General features: G+C 69.7%; 18 protein-coding genes. 12 read left to right on the top strand and 6 right to left on the bottom strand.

All coding sequences use genetic code 11. From position 1 onward, the window contains the following. Positions 1 to 10 precede the first annotated feature (10 nt). The 5 genes from ACAG20_RS05870 to ACAG20_RS05890 all read left to right on the top strand — a co-directional run bounded on the left by ACAG20_RS05870 (position 11) and on the right by ACAG20_RS05890 (position 7,217). A complete protein-coding gene (locus ACAG20_RS05870) occupies positions 11 to 1,435 on the top strand; it encodes an NAD(P)H-quinone dehydrogenase (protein ID WP_370491892.1) in 1,425 nt (474 codons plus the stop codon). Between the two features lie 223 nt (positions 1,436 to 1,658). After that, complete coding sequence (locus ACAG20_RS05875) at positions 1,659 to 2,834, top strand: AAA family ATPase (protein ID WP_370491893.1); 1,176 nt, start codon at positions 1,659 to 1,661, stop codon at positions 2,832 to 2,834. Between the two features lie 28 nt (positions 2,835 to 2,862). Beyond that, complete coding sequence (glpD, locus tag ACAG20_RS05880) at positions 2,863 to 4,611, top strand: glycerol-3-phosphate dehydrogenase (protein WP_370491894.1); 1,749 nt, start codon at positions 2,863 to 2,865, stop codon at positions 4,609 to 4,611. A gap of 159 nt (positions 4,612 to 4,770) precedes the next feature. Further along, complete coding sequence (locus tag ACAG20_RS05885; protein WP_370491895.1) at positions 4,771 to 5,814, top strand: hypothetical protein; 1,044 nt, start codon at positions 4,771 to 4,773, stop codon at positions 5,812 to 5,814. A gap of 497 nt (positions 5,815 to 6,311) precedes the next feature. Further along, positions 6,312 to 7,217 carry a hypothetical protein gene (locus tag ACAG20_RS05890; RefSeq protein WP_370491896.1) on the top strand — a complete coding sequence of 302 codons (906 nt, stop codon included), beginning with the start codon at positions 6,312 to 6,314 and terminating at the stop codon, positions 7,215 to 7,217. Positions 7,218 to 7,319: 102 nt separating this feature from the next. Here the strand turns inward: ACAG20_RS05890 and ACAG20_RS05895 are convergent, their stop codons facing one another. Further along, positions 7,320 to 8,693: an HNH endonuclease signature motif containing protein gene (locus ACAG20_RS05895; RefSeq protein ID WP_370491897.1), complete on the bottom strand. Its 1,374-nt coding sequence runs from the start codon at positions 8,691 to 8,693 to the stop codon at positions 7,320 to 7,322. Between the two features lie 136 nt (positions 8,694 to 8,829). Here ACAG20_RS05895 and ACAG20_RS05900 point away from each other — a divergent pair, with 136 nt between their 5' ends. Together ACAG20_RS05900 and ACAG20_RS05905 are read left to right on the top strand one after the other, a co-directional pair. After that, entirely contained in the window at positions 8,830 to 9,699 is an 870-nt protein-coding gene (locus ACAG20_RS05900) for a pseudouridine synthase (RefSeq protein ID WP_370491898.1), read from the top strand. Positions 9,700 to 9,749: 50 nt separating this feature from the next. Beyond that, positions 9,750 to 10,217, top strand: a complete 468-nt coding sequence (locus ACAG20_RS05905) for a hypothetical protein (protein WP_370491899.1) — start codon at positions 9,750 to 9,752, stop codon at positions 10,215 to 10,217. 80 nt (positions 10,218 to 10,297) lie between these two features. On the opposite strand, the gene nei2 is transcribed toward ACAG20_RS05905, so the two are convergent. Further along, a complete protein-coding gene (nei2, locus tag ACAG20_RS05910) occupies positions 10,298 to 11,059 on the bottom strand; it encodes an endonuclease VIII Nei2 (protein ID WP_370491900.1) in 762 nt (253 codons plus the stop codon). Continuing rightward, on the bottom strand, positions 11,059 to 15,531 hold the full coding sequence (locus ACAG20_RS05915) for an ATP-dependent helicase (protein WP_370491901.1): 4,473 nt from the start codon (positions 15,529 to 15,531) through the stop codon (positions 11,059 to 11,061). The genes nei2 and ACAG20_RS05915 overlap by 1 nt, the downstream gene beginning before the upstream one ends. A 170-nt stretch (positions 15,532 to 15,701) precedes the next feature. On the opposite strand from ACAG20_RS05915, the gene ACAG20_RS05920 reads away from it, so the two are divergent. The 3 genes from ACAG20_RS05920 (at position 15,702) to ACAG20_RS05930 (ending at position 16,691) form a co-directional block, all read left to right on the top strand. Continuing rightward, positions 15,702 to 16,088, top strand: coding sequence for a hypothetical protein (locus ACAG20_RS05920; protein WP_370491902.1), 387 nt, complete (start codon positions 15,702 to 15,704; stop codon positions 16,086 to 16,088). A gap of 76 nt (positions 16,089 to 16,164) precedes the next feature. Beyond that, positions 16,165 to 16,335 carry a hypothetical protein gene (locus ACAG20_RS05925; protein WP_370491903.1) on the top strand — a complete coding sequence of 57 codons (171 nt, stop codon included), beginning with the start codon at positions 16,165 to 16,167 and terminating at the stop codon, positions 16,333 to 16,335. Further along, entirely contained in the window at positions 16,332 to 16,691 is a 360-nt protein-coding gene (locus ACAG20_RS05930; RefSeq protein ID WP_370491905.1) for a hemophore-related protein, read from the top strand. Before ACAG20_RS05925 ends, ACAG20_RS05930 begins: the two co-directional genes overlap by 4 nt. A 21-nt stretch (positions 16,692 to 16,712) precedes the next feature. Here the strand turns inward: ACAG20_RS05930 and ACAG20_RS05935 are convergent, their stop codons facing one another. The 3 genes from ACAG20_RS05935 to ACAG20_RS05945 form a co-directional block, all read right to left on the bottom strand. After that, positions 16,713 to 17,027, bottom strand: coding sequence for a hypothetical protein (locus ACAG20_RS05935; RefSeq protein WP_370491906.1), 315 nt, complete (start codon positions 17,025 to 17,027; stop codon positions 16,713 to 16,715). A gap of 36 nt (positions 17,028 to 17,063) precedes the next feature. Continuing rightward, complete coding sequence (locus ACAG20_RS05940) at positions 17,064 to 17,735, bottom strand: winged helix-turn-helix domain-containing protein (protein WP_370491907.1); 672 nt, start codon at positions 17,733 to 17,735, stop codon at positions 17,064 to 17,066. 146 nt (positions 17,736 to 17,881) lie between these two features. After that, complete coding sequence (locus tag ACAG20_RS05945; protein ID WP_370491908.1) at positions 17,882 to 18,121, bottom strand: CsbD family protein; 240 nt, start codon at positions 18,119 to 18,121, stop codon at positions 17,882 to 17,884. A 157-nt stretch (positions 18,122 to 18,278) separates the two neighbouring features. Here ACAG20_RS05945 and ACAG20_RS05950 point away from each other — a divergent pair, with 157 nt between their 5' ends. Next, entirely contained in the window at positions 18,279 to 18,662 is a 384-nt protein-coding gene (locus ACAG20_RS05950) for a hypothetical protein (protein ID WP_370491909.1), read from the top strand. A 187-nt stretch (positions 18,663 to 18,849) separates the two neighbouring features. After that, positions 18,850 to 19,161 (top strand): protein UsfY, encoded by a 312-nt coding sequence (usfY, locus tag ACAG20_RS05955; protein ID WP_370491910.1) that lies wholly within the window; start codon positions 18,850 to 18,852, stop codon positions 19,159 to 19,161. The last annotated feature ends 113 nt before the right edge of the window (positions 19,162 to 19,274 follow it).

Consider the following 19,274-nt stretch of genomic DNA (forward strand, 5'->3'; position numbering starts at 1 on the left):
GTTGGTCGCTGTGACTTCTGCCTCGACGCGCATCGTGATCATCGGCGGCGGTCCGGCCGGCTACGAAGCCGCGCTGGTAGCAGCGGCCAAGGGGCCCGAGGTGGTGACGGTCACCGTGGTCGACGCCGACGGCATCGGCGGTGCCTGCGTGTTGTGGGACTGCGTGCCGTCGAAGACCTTCATCGCCTCCTCGGGGGTGCGCACCGAGCTGCGCCGGGCCCCGCACCTGGGCTTCGACATCCACTTCACCGATGCCGAGATCGAGCTGGACAAGATCCACCAGCGGGTCAAGTCGCTGGCCGAGGCGCAGTCCGCCGACATCAGAACCCAGCTGGTCAACACCGGCATCGACGTCATCGCCGGCCGCGGGGAGCTGATCGACCCCGAGCCCGGGCTGGCGCATCACCGGGTTCTGGTCACCGAACACGGCGGTGCGCAGCGGGTGCTCGACGCCGATGTGGTGCTGATCGCCACCGGCGCCAGCCCCCGCACCCTGCCGCACGCCGAGCCCGACGGCGAGCGCATCCTGACCTGGCGCCAGCTCTACGACCTGCACACGCTGCCCGAACACCTGGTGGTGGTGGGCTCGGGGGTCACCGGCGCGGAGTTCGTCAACGCCTACACCGAGCTGGGCGTGCCGGTGACGGTGGTGGCCAGCCGCGACCGGGTGCTGCCGCACGAGGACCCCGACGCCGCCCGGGTGCTGGAACGCTCGTTCGCCGAGCGCGGCGTCACCCTGGTCAAAAACGCCCGGGCCGCCTCGGTGACCTGCACGCCCGACGGCGTGCTGGTCACCATGACCGACGACCGCACCGTGACCGGCAGTCACGCGCTGATGACGGTCGGCTCGGTGCCCAACACCGCCGGGCTGGGCCTGGAGCGGGTCGGCATCAAGCTCGAGCCCGGTGACTATCTGCCAGTCGACCGGGTGTCGCGCACCACGGTTCCCGGCATCTACGCCGCCGGAGACTGCACCGGGTTGTTGCAGCTGGCGTCGGTCGCGGCCATGCAGGGCCGGATAGCGATGTATCACGCGCTGGGTGACGCGGTGGCCCCGATCCGGCTGCGGACGGTGGCCGCGGCGGTGTTCACCCGCCCGGAGATCGCCGCGGTCGGGGTGCCGCAGTCCCAGATCGACGACGGCACGGTGCCCGCGCGCACCGTCATGCTGCCGTTGCAGACCAACGCCCGGGCGAAGATGAGCCGGATGCGGCACGGCTTCCTCAAGCTGTTCTGCCGGCCGGCGACCGGAGTGGTGATCGGCGGGGTGGTGGTGGCGCCGATCGCCTCGGAGTTGATCCTGCCGATCGCGCTGGCGGTGCAGAACCGGATCACCGTGGCCGACCTGGCGCAGACGCTGGCGGTGTATCCGTCGCTGTCGGGCTCGCTCACTGAGGCGGCCCGGCGGCTGATGACGCACGACGACCTGGACTGAACTGGTCGGGATGCCGCTCCTGCCTACCGAACGTGGGTATGGCGCGAAGCATTTGATCGGACTGCGCTGTCGGTACATGGTCGGCGGCGAACGGGAGTCGGCCGGTCAACGGCCGCCCTGCACGAAGATGCGAAACCGCCATCTATAGCAATATATGTGCACATATAGTGAAACGCTATACAGCGCTATACTTCGGTATGGACGCACGGGAGCAGGGGCAGCGATGGATCCAGTGCTGAATCCGTATGCGCCTGGCGCCGGCCGTATACCGGCGGCCCTGGTCGGGCGGGACAGTCAACTGGACCGCTGGCGCGTCGGCCTGGACCGCATCGGGTCTGGCCGGACGGCGCAACCGCAGGTGCTGTATGGGCTCCGAGGCGTAGGCAAGACGGTCCTGTTGACTCAATTCTTCCGGATTGCTCGAGACCGGAACTGGATCGTCGCCCAGGTGGAGGCCGGGACGGGAAAGTCGCTACGCGAACTGCTCGGAGAGGCGCTCCATGCGCCGCTGGCAGATTTGGCGCGACCATCGGCGGGCAAGCGGCTGCTGAAAGGCCTCAAGACGGCCCTGAGTTTCAAAGCGTCCTACGACACCGGCGGCAGCTGGACTTTCGGTCTCGATCTCACCGAATCAGCGGGAGGGGGCGGCGCGGACACCGGCATGCTCGAGACCGATCTGCACAAGCTGGTGCTGGACTTATCCGAGGCCGCGGAGGAGGAAGACGTCGGCCTGGCGGTCCTTATCGACGAGGCACAGGATCTCACTCCCGACGAGCGTGCGGCGGTTTGTTCGGTCGCACATATTGCCGGACAACGCGGCTGGGCATGCACGTTCGCGCTCGCCGGGCTACCGAGCTTGCCGCGCGTTCTTGCCGAGGCGAAGTCTTATGCAGAGCGGCTATTCGTTTTCGAACGAATCGAACAGCTTGACCAAAATCTCGCTCGAAAGGCCCTTGTCGAGCCCGCGGAACTCGAGAGGTCGCGGTGGGACGACGACGCCGTGACCCTAGTCGTTCAGGAAACGGCGGGTTACCCCTACTTCCTTCAGCAGTTCGGGCAGGAGGCCTGGAACGAGGCGACCGGACCAGACATCACATTGTCGGACGCCCGGGTCGGCGCGGCGCGGGGGCGAGCCGCTCTCGACAACGGGTTTTTCCGTGCCCGCTGGGATCGCGCAACGCGGGCTGAGCAGCGCTATCTGCGCGCCATGGCCGTCGACGGCGATGCCGGCAGCACGTCCGGTGACGTGGCTGCGCGGCTCGGGCGGAGTGTCAACAGTTTCGGGCCGGTGCGGGCAAACCTCATTGCCAAGGGGCTCATATTCGCTCCCGAACATGGAGTCGTCGCCTTCACGGTTCCTGGCATGGCGGACTTCATCCAGCGTCAGGCCGACCCGTGATTCACCGGTGTAGCTTCTGCCACACCAGATGGTAGCGGCGAACCGGCCACGTAGCCTGGCAGGCGTGAGCACGCTGGGACCTGACCAACGAGCGCAAGCCTGGGAACGGCTGGGCAGCGAGCAGTTCGACGTGGTGGTGATCGGCGGCGGTGTGGTCGGCACCGGCTGCGCGCTGGATGCGGCCACCCGCGGCCTCAAGGTCGCGCTGGTCGAGGCGCGGGACTTCGCCGCCGGGACGTCGAGCCGGAGCTCGAAGATGTTCCACGGCGGGCTGCGCTACCTCGAACAGCTGGAGTTCGGCCTGGTGCGCGAGGCGCTGCACGAACGCGAACTGTCGCTGACCACGCTGGCGCCGCACCTGGTCAAACCGCTGCCGTTCCTCTACCCGCTGACCGCCCGGTGGTGGGAGCGGCCGTACGTCGCCGCCGGCATCTTCCTCTACGACCAGCTGGGCGGGGCGAAATCGCTTCCTGCGCAACGGCATCTGACTCGCGCCGGCGCGCTGCGGCTGTGCCCGGGGCTCAAGCGCAGCGCGCTGATCGGCGGCATCCGTTACTACGACACCGTCGTCGACGACGCCCGCCACACGCTGACCGTCGGGCGCACCGCGGCGCACTACGGCGCGGTCATCCGCACCTCCACCCAGGTGGTGGCGCTACTGCGGGAAGGCGACCGGGTGACCGGGGTGACGGTGCGCGACTCCGAGAACGGTGCGACGACCGAGGTGCACGGTCACGTGGTGGTCAACGCCACCGGGGTGTGGACCGACGAGATCCAGGCGCTGTCGCGCCAGCGCGGCCGGTTCCACGTCCGGGCCTCCAAGGGCGTGCACATCGTGGTGCCGCGCGACCGGATCGTGTCCGAGGTGGCGATCATCCTGCGCACCGAGAAGTCGGTGCTGTTCGTCATCCCGTGGGGCACGCACTGGATCATCGGCACCACCGACACCGACTGGAACCTGGACCTGGCCCACCCGGCGGCCACCAAGGCCGACATCGACTACCTGCTGGCCAACGTCAACACCGCGCTGGCCACCCCGTTGAGCCACGCCGACATCGAGGGCGTCTATGCCGGGCTGCGACCGCTGCTGGCCGGGGAGAACGACGACACCTCCAAGCTGTCGCGGGAGCACGCGGTGGCGGTGCCCGCGCCGGGCCTGGTGGCGATCGCCGGCGGCAAGTACACCACCTACCGGGTGATGGCCGCCGACGCGATCGACGCCGCCGCCGAGTTCATCCCGACCCGGGTGGCCCCGTCGATCACCGAGAAGGTGCCGCTGCTGGGTGCCGACGGCTACTTCGCGCTGGTCAACCAGGCCGAGCACGTCGGCGCCGAGCAGGGCCTGCACCCGTATCGGGTGCGCCATCTGCTGGACCGCTACGGCTCGCTGATCCATGACGTGCTGGCGCTGGCCGAGGACCGGCCGGACCTGCTGGACCCGATCGCCGAGGCGCCCACGTACCTGAGGGTGGAGGTCGCCTACGCAGCCGCCGCCGAGGGCGCGCTGCACTTGGAGGACGTGCTGGCCCGCCGGACGCGGATCTCCATCGAGTACGCCCATCGCGGGGTGAACTGTGCCCGCGAAGTCGCCGAGGTGATGGCGGCGGTATTGGGCTGGGACGACGCCGCGGTGGATGCGGAGGTGGCCAATTACACCGCCCGGGTGGAGGCCGAGATCCTGTCGCAGGAACAGCCCGATGACGCCTCGGCGGACGAGCTGCGGGCGAGGGCGCCCGAAGCCAGGACAGAGATTCTGGAACCGATTCCGCTTCCATGAACTCCGATTCATCACTTCGGGGCTTACTCCGCCAAAAAAACCATGCATTTAGGCTGAAATAAGCGTCAACTTATATTTGACAGTCATTTAGAGGGCAATTATTTTCCTTCCCATCAGCTGGATCACATGGGGGATCCGGGGACGGGGAAGGTGTGGTCCATGGCGGAGGTTTTCGGGGGGGCGCACCCGCGCGCGCTGGCGACGAAGGGCGGCACCCTGGCCGCCGCCACTGTCCTGGCGGGCGCCGGCCTGCTCGGTGTCGCGGCGGTCGGGCCGGAGCTCCCGGGTTCGCCGTTCGCAGCGGTGCAGCACGAGACGGCGCTGACCGCCTTCCCGACGTTCGCGCAGAGCCTGCAGACCCTGCTCGACGACTTCGGCATGGGCGACCTCAACGCGGTGCTGGGTGGGTTCGGAACCGGAGCCTTCACCATCGACACGACGGTGGCGGACTTCCTGGCCGCCATGAACCCCAACGGCGACACCCTCAACGGCGTCGCCGAGATCTTCGGGCTCTCGCTGAGCGAGCCGCTCTACAGCGCGAACGCCGCAGTTGACTCCATTCTCGGTACCGGCAGCTTATTCCTGGTGGACGGCGTGCCGATCGGCAATATCGAGCTAGGTGATCTGGTCGATGTCTTCCTCGGCGACGGTGCCAGTGAGCACTCACTGCAAGATCTGGCCAACGCGGTGGGGCTGGGTTCGTTGCTCAGCCAGTGGGGAAGCGCGATTAATCTGCTCGGCCTGGAAAACCTGAACGTCATGAACTGCACTTTGGGCATCTGCAGCCATCCCGACCTGGCAACCAGTAGCCATCTGGACGACTGGCTGACCGGGATCCTGGGGGTGAACACCAGGGATGTCAGTTGGACCTCCGGGGTGTGGCCGATCCAACAGGAACACCACCTGGACGCGTACACCCTCGGTGAGTACCTGCACACCCTCCCGGTTAGCGCCACCGACAGCACCACCATGGACCAAGCGACGCTCGGGCTGTTGTTCGGCATGCCCCCCGGCCAGCCCTGGGATGAGTACGTCTCCCTGTTCCCGTTCGGCGGGACGTTTCTGGATCCCTCCGGCGAGACTTGGGGCGAGCAGACGGTGGGCACGCTGCTGAGCAGCTTCCTGCCCGACGACAGCACCCTGGTGATCGACGGCGACACGCCGATCACCGCCATCCTGGAGGCCTTCGGCCTGCTCTGGTAGCGGGAATTCCGCGCTAGCCCCTCCACACCCGGCCAACTGGCCGGGTGTGTTTTTCTGACCAGACCTATTCTCCGAAACCGGTGGGCGTGCTTTGCTGTGAAGTCGCTGCGGGGCGCCGTGCGTATTTCGCTCAGCCTCACGAATTAGCCGGTATTTAGCCCGTTAAATTTCATACCGTTTGACGGTTATCCGCGAAATCGAACCGCGGGAAGTTATTGCAATCGGATCAAGACCGGTCACAAGGTCGGAAAGCCTAAAAAATCCTGAGCGGGCGATAATCGCGCATCGTCGGCGGTTGGTAGCTCTGTCGTGGTGTCATCGTTGCAGAACTGCGCTTTTGATGCCTATGAGCTGCGATATCCCTGGAAACGCCGATTGCTGACGCGTGCGAAAAAGTTGGCGGACCAGTTGACAAGTGACTGAGGAGACAATAAGTTAATCTTCGTTGTACGAATCACGGAACGACCATGTTTGATCCCAGAAGGGGGACCCACTACATGTCCACACTCACCTTTGACACGCCGATTGCGCCGCGCGGCTTCATGGCCAAAACCGGCGCATTGGTCGCCAGCACTGCATTTGCTGGAGCGGCTTTATTCGGCGGCGTCGCAGTAGCGCCGACAGTTGCTAGCAGCCTGTCAGCATCGGTGCATCACGACTACGTGCTGACCGCCGACGGCGACTTCCCGACCTTCGCCGAGAGCTTGCAGACGCTGCTGACCGCCCTCGACTTCGGCAACATGGGCCAGGTCCTGGGACTGTTCGGCGAGGGCATCACCACCAGCTCGAGCCTCGCTGACCTGCTGGCGGCGCTGAACCCCGACGGCGTCTCGATCGACGAGCTCACCCTCGGTCTGCTCTCCACTGACTTCAGCGACCTGCTGAATGAGGTGACGCTGCCGGGTGAGGGCGGCGCGCCGGTGCCTCTTGGATTGATCCCGATCGGAGATTTGCTCGGCGGCTTCATTGGCGGCGACGGTGCCGGCACCAGCATCGGCGATCTGCTGGGGCTGTTCGGTCTCGGCGATTACGCCGGCCTGCTGAACCTGCCGTTCTTCGGCTTGTCGCCGGACACCTCGCTGGCCGATCTGCTCAACGACATGCTGGGGATCACGTCCACCACGACGCTGAACGACTTGCTGGTCGACAGCGAGCTGGACACTGCGTCGATTGCGAGCCTGCTGGAGATCGACCCCACCGCTGACTGGGACGACGTGATCAGCAACATCACCCTCGGTGGCACGCTGAGCGACCCGGATGGCACCGCAATCTTGGGTGACGCGACGCTGGGCGGCCTGCTGACCAGCCTGCTCGGTTATGGCGCCGACCCGGTGACCGACGCCACCACGCTGACCGACTTCCTGGGCGACCTGGGCATCTTCGACATGCTCGGCCTCGGCTAAGCCGCAGTAGTCAGCACTCACTAAGCCACATCGGCCACAACCCCCGACGGTTGTGGCCGATGTGGCTTTGGTGCGCCGGGGGATTCGCGCACCGGGCCACGGCTATGGATGCTCGGGATCGTCGTCGCCGTCGGCCCGGTCGCGCAGCAGCTTGTCCGGGTGGTGGTAGCTGTTGGTGCGCGGCTGGCCGCGGTCGGGGTGCGGCGGGGGCAGCGTCTCGATCACGCCGTCGTGGCGCTTGCGGGTGCGCCAGACCCCGGACAGCAGCCGATGGTGCGGCCCGCAACGCAGCGTCAGGTCGTCGATGTCGGTGCGGCGGCTGCGCGCATAGTCGCTGTTGTGGTGCACCTCGGTGAGCAGCGCCGGAACCGGGCAGCCGGGATGGGTGCAGCCGCGCTCCTTGGCGTAGAGCGCCAAACGCTGCCCGGGGTTGGCGAGCCGCTTGGCGTGATACAGCGCGATCTCCTTGGCGCCGTCGTAGATCCGCAGATAGTGATGCGCGTCGGAGGCCAGCCGGATCACGTCGCGCATCGGCAACCAGGTACCGCCGGCGGTGATCGCCTTGCCCGCGCCGGCGTGCAGCTCCGCCAGGCTGACCGAGACGACGATGGTGGCCGGCAGCCCGTGATGGCTGCCCAGTGCGCCGGAGGCCAGCAGGTTGGCGGCCATGGCCGCCAGCGCGTCGTGGTTGCGCTGCGCGGCCGAGCGGCGGTCGTTGTCGATCGCGGCCTGTGACGGGGTACCGGAGAAACACGGGCGCTCATCGTCGGGATTGCACATCCCCGGTGCGGCCCAGCGCGCCAGGGCCGCGTCGATGGCGGCGCGGGCCCCCGGCTCCAGCCAGCCGCTGATGGGGCTCATCCCGTCGGCGTCCTGGTTACCGATGACCAACGAGCGCTTACGGGCCCGGTCGACATCGGAGAAGGTTCCGTCGGGGTTGAGGTGGGCGGTGATCCGGTCGGCGAGCTTGGCCAATTCGTCGGGGCGATGGTCGCGGCCGAGCTCGGCCAGCTCTGCTTCGGCGCGCGTCCGCTTCTCGGCGTCGACGTTAGTCGGCAGTCGGTGCCAGAAGTCGCGGATGATCTCGACGGCGGTGTCGCCGATCTCCCCGTCGCGCTGCGCGGCGGCGGTCTCGGGCAGCACCGGCGGCAGCGTTTCGCCGGCCAGGTTGCGGCGCTCGCCGAGATCAGCGGCGGCGGCGATGCGCCGGCGGGCCTCCTTGCGGGTGATGCGCAGCCGGTCGGCCATGGCCCAGGACAGCTTGCCGCCCAACTCGTCGCTGCTGGCCTGCGCCGCCAGTTGGTTGATCAGCGGGTGTTCCAGCGCGGGCAGCCGGCGCCGCAGCTCCTCGCAGCGTTCCAGCAGCGCCAGCCGCTCCGGTGTGGTCAGCGCGTCGAACGACAAGTCCAGCACCCGATCCAGCCCGGCGCGCAGGGCGTCGAAGGCCCCGCCCACCTCATCCCGGTTCGAACGCATGTGCTAATGATAACGACACCCCCCGACAAGGTTGCCGTGCTGAAAGCCACTGTGACGCAAGTGAATAAAGTTACCAATGGGCTCCACGGGATACACTCACCACGACGTATAGAAACCCCGGAAGGCCCTGACCGCGATGACCCGCCGACGTCCCGCCCCGCTGCCGGTGCGCGACGGCCTGGGCCCGGCCCGGCTACGCCTGCTCGGCGGACCGGTGGCCGCTGAGCTGCGTGCCCGCTTCGGCGCGGCTGTCGCGGGCAAGGTGGCCGCCGGCGAGGTGGTGACCGCCGACGGCGCCGTCATCGACGAGACGACGGTGCTGCCCGCCGGAGCCCACGTCTTCTTCTATCGCGACGTGCCCGACGAAACTCCCGTGCCCTTTGAGATCCCGGTGCTGCACCGCGACGACGACCTGGTGGTGGTCGACAAGCCGCACTTCCTGTCGACCATGCCCCGCGGCCGCCACGTGGCCCAGACGGCACTGGTGCGGCTGCGTCGGGAGCTGGAGCTTCCCGAGCTGAGTCCGGCGCACCGGCTCGACCGGCTCACCGCCGGGGTCCTGCTGTTCACCACCCGCCGCGAATTGCGCGGGGCCTATCAGACGCTGTTCGCGCGCGGCGCGGTGCGCAAGCAGTACCTGGCCCGGTCGTCGGCGCCGCCGGTGGGCGAGTTCCCGCGGCTGGTGCGCAGCCGGATCATCAAACGGCGCGGCTGCCTGCAGGCCCGTGAGGAACCCGGCGAGCCCAACGCCGAAACGCTGGTCGAGGCGGTGGGAGACGGCTGCTATCGGCTGACCCCGCGTACCGGCCGCACCCATCAGCTGCGGGTGCACCTGGCCTCGCTCGGCCTGCCCATCGACGGTGATCCGCTGTACCCGGAGATCGTCGAGGTCGCCCCCGACGACTTCTCCACCCCGCTGCAACTGCTGGCGCAGCGGCTCGAGTTCACCGACCCGCTGACTGACCGGCGACGTTGCTTCGTCAGCCGGCGCGCGTTTCAGCGCTGAGCGTGCCGGGTACAGCAAGGCACGACAGAGCAGAGGGGAGTCTGATTCTGATGAAGGCACACGGCAGGATGGCGATCGCCGTCCTCGGAAGCACAGCGGCGCTGGTCGCAGCGGGTTGCAGCGGCACCCAGGAAGAAGCCCCGACCAGCACCACCACGACAGAGACCACAACCACCACGACGGAGACCACACCGATGGAACCGGAACCCGGCGTGCCGCCCGGGGAGCCCGGAGCCCCCGGTGGTCCGACCGGTGGCGGTGGCCCCGGGGGCGGCGGTGAGATTCCGGGCGGCCCGACCGGTGGCGGTGGCCCCGGGGGCGGCGGCGGCCAGATTCCGGGCGGCCCGACCGGCGGCGGTGGTCCCGGCGGTGGCGGCGGTCAGATTCCGGGCGGCCCGACCGGTGGTGGTGGTCCCGGCGGTGGCGGCGGCCAGATTCCGGGCGGCCCCACCGGCTGGGGCGGTCCCGGCGGTGGCGGCGGCTGCCTGCCCGGTGTGGGGTGCGGCGGCTGGCCGTGATCGGCCCGCGACGCTGACGCCTCGCTAAGACCTATCGGCGCCCGACGCCCAGGACATCACCCTGGGCCTCGGGCGTCGGTTCATCGCTGACAGGCGGCGCACCAGAAACCGACGCGCCCGCCAGCGCTGTCCGATTCGACCCGGGTGCCGCAGCGCCGGCAGGGCTGGCCGGCCCGGCCGTACACCCACAGTTGCCGGCCCGGCCGGGTGTCTCCGGTGGTGCAGCGCGCCCACCGCAGCCGATTGGCCCACAGCATCTCGCGGGCCCGGGCCACCAGCCGGGCCGGATCGGCCAACGCGGCAACCGGGGACGTCGGCAATCGGCCGACGACGAAACACAATTCGTTGCAGTAGACATTGCCGATGCCGGCCAGCACCCGCTGATCCAACAGGGCCGCCGCCAGTGGCCGGTCCGGGTCGGCCAGCAGATTGGCGAGGGCGGCGTCCGGGTCCCAATCGGGGCCGAGCAGGTCCGGGCCCAGGTGGGCGACCGCCTCGCCGTCGCGGTCACGCTCGAGCACCTCCAGCACGCCCAGGTCGATGCCCGATGCGCGAACGGGCCCGGCCTCCAGGATGATTCGCACCCGATGGCCGAGCGGGCCCCTTCTGGCCGGGGAGCTCACCCGCCAGCTGCCCTCCATCTTCAGATGGGAGTGGATACTGGCGCGCCCGACCCGGATGAACAGGTGCTTACCTCGGCTGATCACCTCATCCACCCGCTGCCCGCTGAGGTCCACACCGGCGTAGCGGGGGACCCGGATATCGCAGCGGGTCAACGTTTTTCCGCGCAACGCGGCGTCGAGCACCGCCGCGGTGTGGAAGACGGTGTCACCCTCGGGCATCAGCGCAGCCGCAATCCCCGCGGGGTGCGGGAGAATCCGGCCTCGACCAGTGCCGTCGTCGTCGGCGAATCGCGAATCTCCAACACCGCCACACCGTCCACCCGCTCGACGAGCAGCCCGTCCACGCGGCGGTCGGCGATCAGCCCGGCCAGCGCACCGGCGGCGGCCCGCTGCACCTCGGCGGCGTCGGCTCCGGTGGCGAAGTTCAGCAGGGACCGGCCGCCACGTTCGATGAACCAGACCAGTTCGCCGTCGACCAGCACCACCAGCGCTCCCGCCTTGCGTCCCGGACGGGCGGTGCCGGGGTGCGCCGGCCAGCCCAGTGCCGCCCCGTACGGGTTGGCCGGGTCGGCGGCGGCCAGCGCCACCGCGTGATACTCCGGGCGCGTCGGGTCGACACCGTCGAGGTAGCCGCGCAGCCGGTCCACCGTCGAGGCCAGCGCGAACTGGGCGGCGCCCAGCGACTCGATGAAGTAGCCGCGCTGGCAGCGGCCGGCCTCCTCCAACGCCGTCAACACCTTGTAGAGCCCCGCGAATCCGCCCGGCACCGCCTCGGCGGCCACCGCGCCGCGGGTCAGCACCCCGTAGCGGTGCAACAGCAACTCGGCGATGTGGTGCGCGCGCACCGTGGAGAACCCGGTATCCGGCTCGGTGGCCGGCAACATCGACCAGCGTCCGGCCACCGCCGGGTCGGCGGCGCGGGCGGCGGCGTGCGCGACGCTGTACCGGCTCAGCCGCGGCGGACGCCTGCTGCGGTGCGCCGGGGTGGAGCGCCGGGTGCCGGCCAGTACCGCCCGCATCGGGGCGAAGGTGTCGCCGGTGACCCAGCCCGCCCAGATCAGTTCCCACAGTGCGGTTTTGAGCTCGGTCTCACTCGCGTCACCGCCGAGCTGGCGGAAGAAGAACGCACCGCCGCCACCGAGCGTGTCCAGGATCTGCCGGTGGGCGTCCCCGAAGTCGACCGGCGCTCTGGAGGCCAGCGTCAACGGCGCCGAATCTGCGGTGTGGAAGGTGACCCAGCCATCGGCGGCCGGCGCATTGCCGGCCGGGGCACCCGCACCGGACCACAGCACCTCCCCGGAGGCCAGCAGCTCGTCGAGCATGGCCGGCGAGTAATCGCGCACCCGCGCCGCCAGCACCAGCGGCTCGACCGCCGACGCCGGCAGTGGCACGCCCGCCAGCTGCTCGATCACCCCGGCCAGCCCGTCCAGCCCGGACGCGGCGCCGCGGGCGCCGATCTGCTGCCAGGCCGGCAGGAAACGCGCGTAGGCCGCCGGGGACACCGGCTCGATCGCCGAGCGCAGCGCCGCCAGCGACCGGCGCCGCAGAATCCGCAGCACCTGGGCGTCGCACCACTGCTCGCCCGGCGAGTCCGGGAAATCGGCGAACTCGCCGCGTACTACCCGGCCGTCGGCGGCCAGCCGGCCCAGGGCGTCGGCGGCCACCCGGGCGCCCAGCCCGAACCACTCGGCGGCCTGCCCGGTGGTGAACGGGCCGTGGGTGCGGGCGAATCGGCCCAGCAGCTCGCCCAGCGGGTCGGTGACCGGTTCGGTGAAGTCGGCCGGCACGCCGGGCGGCACCGCCACCCCGATCCCGTCGCGCAGCCGGCCGATGTCCTCGATCGCCACCCACCAGGCCCGCCCGGCGAACGCCACCGTCAGCACCCGCCGGGCGCCCAGCAGATGCTCCAGCCAACCGCCCACCTCCGAACCGCCTGCTCGCGCGGCGATCTCGTCGCCGGTGAGCGGGCCCAGCAGCCGCAACAGGTCCGCGACCCCCTCGGCGTCGCGGGCGGCCTTCTCCTGGGTCAGGTGCTGCAACTCGGCGGCGACGGCGGCGACGACGTCGGGGTCGAGCAGCTCGCGCAACTCCACCCGGCCCAGCAGCTGCGCCAGCAGGGTGGGATCCAGCGACAGTGCCGCCGCGCGGCGCTCGGCCAGCGGGCTGTCGCCTTCGTACATGAAGGCGCCGACGTAGCCGAACAGCAACGACGCCGCGAACGGCGACGGGGTGGCGGTCTCGACCTGCACCACCCGAACCCGGCGCTGCGCGATCCGCGCCATCAACTCCGTCAGCGCCGGGACGTCGTAGACGTCCTGCAGGCACTCCCGCACGGTCTCCAGCACGATCGGGAACGCCGGGTATCGGCGTGCCACGTCGAGCAGTTGGGCGGCCCGCTGCCGTTGCTGCCACAGCGGGGTGCGCCGGCCGGGATGCCGGCGCGGCAACAGCAATGCCCGTGCTGCGCACTCCCGGAACCGGCTGGCGAACAACGCCGAGCCGCCCACCTCGGCGGTGACGATGGGCTCGATCTCGTCGGCGTCGAAGACGAACAGGTCGGCACCGGGTGCGTCCAACGTTGCGCCGGCATCGGTGTCGGGCAGCCGCACCACGATGCCGTCGTCGGAGGCGGTCGGCTTCTCGTCGATGCCAAAGCGTTCGTGCAGCCGCCGGCCCACCGCCAGCGCCAGCGGGCCGTGCACCCGCAGCCCGTAGGGGGAGTGCAGCACCACCCGCCAGTCGCCCAGCTCGTCGCGGAAGCGTTCCACCACCAGCGTGGTGTCGGTGGGCACCGTCGAGGTGGCGGTGCGCTGATCGTCGAGCAGCCGCCACAGATTGTCGGCCGCGTAGTCATCGAAACCCAAACCCGCGCAACGTTCGTCGAGGGCGGCACGATCGAGCCCGGCCAGCTCGCCGGTGAACTCGCCCAGCGCGGCGCCGAGCTCGGCCGGTCGCCCGACGCCGTCGCCGTGCCAGAACGGCAGCCGGCCGGGCTGGCCGGGAGCCGGGACCACCAGCACCCGGTCGTGGCTGATCTCGGTGATGCGCCAGCTGGTGGCGCCCAAGGAGATCACGTCGCCGGGCCGCGATTCGTAGACCATCTCCTCGTCGAGTTCACCGACCCGGGACGGCTTCGCGGCACCGGCCAGGTAAACCGCGAACAGGCCGCGATCCGGGATGGCGCCACCGGAGGTGACGGCCAGCCGTTGGGCGCCGGGCCGGCCGGTCAGGGTGCCGGTGTCGCGGTCATAGACCAGCCGCGGCCGCAGCTCGGCGAACTCGGTCGACGGGTATTTGCCCGACAGCAGGTCCAGGGTCGCCTCGAACACGCTGCGGGGCAACGTTGCGAACGGTGCGGCCCGGCGCACCGTGTCGAACCATGCCTCGGCGTCCAGCGGCTCCAGCGCCGCCGCGGCCACCGTGTGCTGGGCCAGGATGTCCAGCGGATTGGCCGGCACCGTCAGCGTTTCGATCTGACCCGCCAGCATCCGCTGCACTGAGACCGCACAGCCGATCAGATCGGTGCGGTGCTTGGGGATCAGCACGCCGGCCGAGACCTCGCCGACCTGATGACCCGCCCGCCCGATGCGCTGCAGGCCGCTGGCCACCGACGGCGGCGCCTCGATCTGGACGACCAGGTCGACCGCACCCATGTCGATGCCCAGCTCCAGGCTCGAGGTCGCGACCACCGCACGCAGCCGCCCGCTCTTCAGGTCCTCCTCGACCGCGGCGCGGGTCTCCTTGGACACCGACCCGTGGTGGGCCCGCGCCAGCGGTGCCTGCGCGGTGTCGTCATCGTCGCATCGCTCGGCGTGGATCTCGTTGAGCCGCTGGGTCAGTCGCTCGGCCAGCCGGCGCGAGTTGGCGAACACGATCGAGGAGCGGTGGGCCTCGATCAGGTCGACGATGCGTTCCTCCACCTGCGGCCAGATGGTGCCCTCGGCGGGGCTGGCCATATCCGGCACCGGAACCTGCACGGTCAGTTCGAATGTCTTGGCGGCCGGCGGCGCCACGATCCGCGTCGGGGACTGGCCGGACAGGAACCGGGCGACCTCTTCGGCGGGCCGCACGGTGGCGCTGAGCCCGATCCGCTGCGCCGGGGAGGCCAACATCGCATCGAGGCGCTCCAGCGACAGTGCCAGGTGACTGCCGCGCTTGGTACCGGCCACCGCGTGCACCTCGTCGACGATCACCGTCTGCACCCCGGTCAGCGCTTCGCGCGCCGCCGAGGTCAGCATGAGGAACAGTGACTCCGGGGTGGTGATCAGGATGTCGGGGGGCTTGGTGACGAGCTCGCGGCGCCGGGCCGCCGACGTGTCGCCGGAGCGGACCCCGACGGTGATGGCCGGCGCCGGCAGGCCGCGGTGCGCGGCGATGCGGCCGATGCCGGCCAGCGGGGTGCGCAGGTTGCGTTCGACGTCGACGGCCAGCGCCTTGAGCGGCGAGACGTAGAGCACCCGGGTGCCCGCAGCTTTCGGGCCCGGCTCGGCCGCCAGCCGGTCCAGCGCCCACAGGAACGCTGCCAGGGTCTTGCCCGAACCGGTGGGTGCCACCACCAGGGTGTGGTGGCCGTCGGCGATGGCCGACCAGGCCTGCTGCTGCGCCTCGGTCGGCGCGGTGAACGTGCCGCTGAACCAGTCCCGGGTCAGCGCCGAGAACCGGGCCAGCGCGGCTGGGGTTTCTCGGCTCACCTTGCCATGGTGCCAACTTCGGGGCGGTGCTGCCCGCTGGGCTGGTTTTGCCGTGCTCAGCAGCGGGTATCCGCGGGCCGTGGCAGTGACAGGGCCGAGGCAGTGACAGGGCCGTGGCAGTGACAGGGCCGAGGCAGTGACGGGCCGTGGCAGTGACAGGGGGGCCGGGCATGACCATTCTGGACCACAGGACGCGAGCGGTGCGGCCGATCTTCGCCGATGCGGCACCCGCCCCGCGGACGCCGGAGGCGCCACCGCGCGACTGGACCTGGATCAACTGGACGTTGTCGCTGCTGACGGCACCGGCCGCCGTGCTGCTGATGGATTACGCGCCGGCCGCGGTGGCCGGCACCGCGCTGTGCAGCACCGCGGCCTGCCCGGGCCTGCAGCCGAACGGGTCGCTGTTCGGCGTGCTCTACCACGGTGCGGCGGCCGTTGCGGCGCTGACCTTGTTCCTGGCCTTCTTCTTCGCGACGCGCCGGAGCGGGATCGCGGTCTGGGCGTGCGGCTGGGCGCTGCTGGCGGCCGACCTGGTGGCCCTGCACGCGGTCATCTGACCGGGCTGCGATTTTCGTGCCGGGTACGCGGCGCACATCGGCAGGTAGCCAACACAGCGAACACCGGAGGTCGGCAATGGATTTGCCCAAGGGCCAGAAAGCGGAGTCGGACGTTGAACCCGATGCGCGCCAGGCGGGATCACGCGCCGGCAAAGACGAAGACGGCACCTATGTGGGGCGGATCAGCCCGGACGACGCATTGGACGTCGGCGAAACCGGCGCCGAAGCCCGCAGCGACGACGCGTGACCGTTTCGGGCCCGATGTCGCCGGGTAGCCAGGCCAGGATGATGCGGGCAGCGGTTTCGGGCGGGTGCGCCGCGCTGGCGCTGGTCGCCGGGTTGCCGGCGGTGTCCGCCGACCCTGGCGCCGCAGTCGACACCACCTGCAGCTACTCGCAGGTGGTGGCGGCGATGAACGATCAATCACCGGCCGTCGCCGAGCAGTTCAACGCGACCCCGGCCGCCCAGGCCTGGCTGCAGAACTTCCTGGCCGCGCCGCCGCCGCAGCGTCAGCAACTGGTCGAGCAGGCGCAGCAGCGGCCCGAAGCGCCCGAGTACGTCGCGCTGTTCAGCCCGCTGGCCAACGACTGCGACTCCTACTGAGCCCGGGTCACTCTTCGACGTTCACTCTTCGACGTTGTAGAACGAGTCGCCGTCTTCGGGGCTGCCGGAGACCTGAGCACGGTGCCGACCACCGGTCACGGCCTGACCGGCTTCGTCGGGATCTGGTTCGAGTCCGGCATCGGGACGCTCGGCGGCCAGTTTGTCGTCCAGCGACTCGTCGGTCGCGCCACCGACCGGTTGCCAGCTATCCGGCGGGGTGACGGTCGCATCGCCGTCGTCGTTGCGCAGCTCGTCGGAATCGGTGGCCTCGCTCGGCGGCAGGGTGTCGTCGTCGCTGGTGTTGGTGGCGGGATCGATGTCGGGTCGATCGGTCATGTGCTTGGCACTCCAGATTCGGTTGGACAGTCGGCTTCAGTTGGCGATGGCCCATTGCGGTTGCGGTGATTCCGGTGTCATGTAGCCGACGCCGCGAACGGTGTCGACGATCGTCTCGTGGTCGGCGCCGAGTTTGGCGCGCAGCCGCTGCACGTGGACGTCGACCTTGCGCCGGCTGCCCTTACCGCCCCACAACTCGTGCAGCAGCCTGGTGCGGGTGAACGCGTGACCGGCATGCCGGACCAGATAGTTCAGCAGCTTGAACTCGGTGAGGGTGAGGTCGAGTTCGCGCCCGGACAACTCCGCGGTGTAGCTGCCGGGGCGGATGATCAGATCACCGAATTGCAGTGCGCTCTGCTCGGATTCACGTCGGCGCGCCAGCGCCAGCCGTAGCCGGGCATGTGCCTCGGCCGGTCCGGCCGTTGCGACCAGCACGTCGTCGACCTGCCAGTCGATGTCGACGGCGACGAAATCTTCCGCGGCCACCACGGCCAGCACGGCGGCCGACGGCGCCCAGGCGCACAGCCGCCGGCAGGTCTCGCGTGCGGCCGCCAGCTCGGTGCAGCCGTCCACCAGCACGGCTGCGGCGCCGCGACAGTCCGCCCGGCTCACCGCGAGCGGCGCGCGGCCGACCGAATGCCCGAAGACGCGCAAGGCCGACAGGGTCTGTTCGAACTCGTCCCGGTCGGTCAGTAACAGAATCTCCATCGCTGACTCCAACCCTCCGATGTGCTCCAGCGCCCTCGAGTGCTCTTCAAGGCCGTTCAATGCACCATTACCCGCTCCGGGGCGTGCGTAACCGCACAGCGACAGGCCCGGCCTGCCGTAGCGGGCCGGGCCTGCCTTCAATCGGGCTACTGGTGGGACTGTTCGCGGGACTCGGCCGCCTTCGCTCCGGCACGGGCCGATTCGGCCTCGGCTTCGCGCTTGGCGGCGTCGCGCTGCGCTTCGCCCTTGTCCTGCTGTGCCTTGCCCTCGCGGGCCAGCTCGTCGTTACCGATCACGGTTCCGACGGCTTCCTTGGCCTTGCCCTTGACGCCCTCGACGGCGCCGCGGAAGCCCTCTTCGGGCCCGCTCTTCTCTTGGTCCGACATAAAATCCCTCCCTGGATTTCGTGGATGTGACGGGCCCCTGTGCTCCGTCGGCCCGCCACACCTGCAAGGCTTCCCGGCGGCTCGCTCGCTCAAACGTCGAATCACCTTGACGTCGAATCATCTTGACGCAGCGCCGATCAGCGCGGACGGTGGAGGCATGGAACGCTCCATGCGACCGCGCCCCGGGGGCGACCGGCTGGGCCAGGAGGACGCGGAGGTTCGCTCGGCCGTCAGGTTCGCCGGCGTGATCACCGCGATCGGCGTGGCGGTCGTCTTGCTGGCGGCATGGTGGGCCAGCTCCTGTGATGCGAGTACGGGGTCGGTGCAGACGGTGGCGTGCGGACGGCCGTACCGGGCCGTGCTCGCCGCGGCGTCACCGGTGGTCTTCGCGGCCGGTGGACTGCGCGCTTTTCTGCGCACCTACCGAGTGTGGCGCGCTCGGGGCACCTGGTGGGGTTGGCAGGGCGCCGGCTGGTTTTTGATGTCGTTGATGCTTCTCGTACTGATTATGAGCGCGGGGCCGATCAGCGGTATGCGCTGATCAGGCCGGAGTCCCGCGGCAGGCTGCCGGGTGGCTGTGAGATTTCTGAAAGTCGAGCGTTATTTAGATCACATCGGCTTACGATAGTTTTCGGTTGCGGACGGGTTCACCACACGGGGTTCATCACGAATGGGGGCTCGGCCAGGCGGCCTCCGGATGGGCGGACCATTCACGAAAGGAAGAAGCGATGGGCGATACGTTTCATGACCCCGTTGACCATGTCCGGACGACCCGGCCGCACGCCGGCCGTGCTGTGATCGACGTCATGGGTTGGCCCGGTTACAGCCTGCTGGTGCTGGGCATGGTCGCCGGGATCGGCTGTCTGACCGCGTTCGCCACCGGCCACGACCGGCAAGGCGTGGCGGTCGCCGCCCTCGCGGTGTTCGCCGCCGGCCTGGGGGCGCTGTGGCTGCTGATGGAACACCGGCGGATCAGGCGGGTGAACCAGCAGTGGCAGCTGGCCCACCCCGAGTTGCAGCGGCAGCATTCGAACGGTTGAGCTAGCAGAAACCACGGCCCGACCGGTTATCCGGTCGGGCCGTCGTCGACCCGGTGTTCCAGGATCCGCATGGTTGGAGCGCCGGCAGATCGGGTACAGGGTTCCCGTGACCA

The sequence above is a fragment of the Mycobacterium sp. pW045 genome (assembly GCF_041287085.1).
Taxonomy (GTDB): domain Bacteria; phylum Actinomycetota; class Actinomycetes; order Mycobacteriales; family Mycobacteriaceae; genus Mycobacterium; species Mycobacterium algericum_A.